Source organism: Micromonospora sp. D75, from assembly GCF_018070405.1.
Lineage (GTDB): Bacteria > Actinomycetota > Actinomycetes > Mycobacteriales > Micromonosporaceae > Micromonospora > Micromonospora chalcea.
Genome location: NZ_JAGPXV010000879.1, coordinates 1 through 1,867, shown reverse-complemented (window position 1 = coordinate 1,867; position 1,867 = coordinate 1). Strand labels below are relative to the sequence as shown.

Genomic DNA, 1,867 nt, shown 5'->3' with positions numbered 1-1,867 from the left:
GTTGGACGACGGCCGGCAGCGGTGGGAGCGGCGCAACCCGCGCACCGAGTACGGCGACGCCCGTACGAAGGTGCTGCCGGTCGGCACCGGCGCGGCGCTGGACGGGCCCGGTGACGCCGAGGGCTCGCCGCTCGCCCCGTGGGCGGGGAAGGCGGACCGGCTGGTGCAGGTCGGCGCGGACCGCTCGGTCCGGGTCCTGGACCTGCGCAGCGGAAAGGTCCTCAAGGACCGGGGCAACGTGGCCGGCCTCGACGACCCGATGGCCGCCCGCGACGACCGGCTGTACGTGGCGGAGGACGACCGTGGCCTGCGGCTGCTCTCCTACGACCTGGGCAGCCTCGGCACGCCCGGCGTGCTGTACGAGGCGCCGGAGCAGGGCGGCCGGGTGAAGGATCTGGTCACCTGCGGGGAACGTCGCGTGTGCCTGCTGGAGACGCCCGCCGGCGGCGCTGACGCCACCCGGGTGGTGGCGGCGGCCGAGGGTGAGGGCAACCGGCAGTGGGCGGCGCCGCGCGCCGAGTCGCTGGTGCCGGTCGGTGAGCACGTGCTGGCCGTGCAGGGCTCGCCGGACGCGGTGACGCTGTTCGCGCCGGACGGCACGGCGAAGGTGCTGCGGGACCGGGACGGGTTCGCGGTCCGGCTGGACGCCGGCAACCTGCTGATCTTCTCCGAGGCGCCGAGCGCGTACGAGGACGACCGGGTCCTCGCCGGCACGGCGGTGGACGGCAAGCCGGTCGAGATGGGGCAGCTCAAGCAGATCCGCAGCGAGTCCTGCTCGTGGAACACCGAGATGCTTGTTTGCGGCGCGGAGAAGGAGTTCCGGTTGTACCGGTTCGCCGGCTGACCGGAAGTGAGCTTGACAGCGATCGATGCCTCGGCTGGTGTGAACGGCAGAGAGATCGACGTTCGTCAGGAGGCCCCGTGTTCGTCCGACGACGGTGGACCGCGCTCGCCACCACCAGCATCCTGATCGCCGCTGTCCTGTCCCATCCCGGCCCCGGCGCCGCCGCGCCGGCCGCCCCCGCGCTCACCCTCGCCCCCACCGAGACCGCGCTGGTCCGCGTGCAGCTCGCCGACCGGGCCCAGCTCGACCGCCTGGTCGCCGGCGGCGCGGACCTGGCCAACCGTCCCCGCTCCCGGGACGGCAGGCTGATCGCCGACCTGGTCCTCACCGGCCGGCAGCTCACCGACCTCACCCGGCAGGGCGCGACCGCCCTGCAGGTCGTACAGCGGGCCGACGACGGCACCCGGCGGATCGCCGAGAGCCGCCGCGCCGCCCAGGAGCGCACCCGCACCGGGCTGCGCGCGAGCGGCGCCGCCGCTGTCGACACGCTCCAGTTCCTCCAGGCGTACTGGTGGACCACCGGCGGGCGGACGTTCGTCCAGGCGCAGGTCGCCACCACCGCCAGCGACGACCCCGACGTGGAGATCACCGTCACCTGGCGTACCGCCGACGGCGCCACCGGCTCGTTCCCGCTGTACCGCTTCGAGGACTCGGGCGAATACCAGTACCACTACGCGCTGCCGCAGCCGGCGCCCGGCCGGCCCGTGCAGTTCACCGCCACGTCCAGCCTGGGCGGGACGAGCCGGCCGGTCACGCCGTCGCTCTGGCCGAACGCCTCCCCGCCGCCGCAGCCGGCCGGCTACCAGAAGGACTTCATCGACGCGTACCTGACGCCGGTCGACATCAAGGCGCGCATCGCCCGGCTCGGCCGCCAGTACCGCGACCTGGTCGACGTGATCGACCTGCCGAACAAGACGCAGGGCTACCGCCGCAACGCCGCCGCCTACCTGGGTGACCCGGCGGCCGCCGCCGTGGTGGTGGAGTCGGTCCGCTTCGGCGACCAGGGCATGAACGGCGTGCAGG

General features: G+C 74.3%; 2 pseudogenes. Both read left to right on the top strand.

The annotated features are described in order from the left end of the window. Positions 1-844, top strand: a pseudogene (locus KBX39_RS30240) (Hsp70 family protein); the annotation flags it as partial. 77 nt (positions 845-921) lie between these two features. Next, positions 922-1,867, top strand: a pseudogene (locus tag KBX39_RS30235) (peptidase M14); the annotation flags it as partial.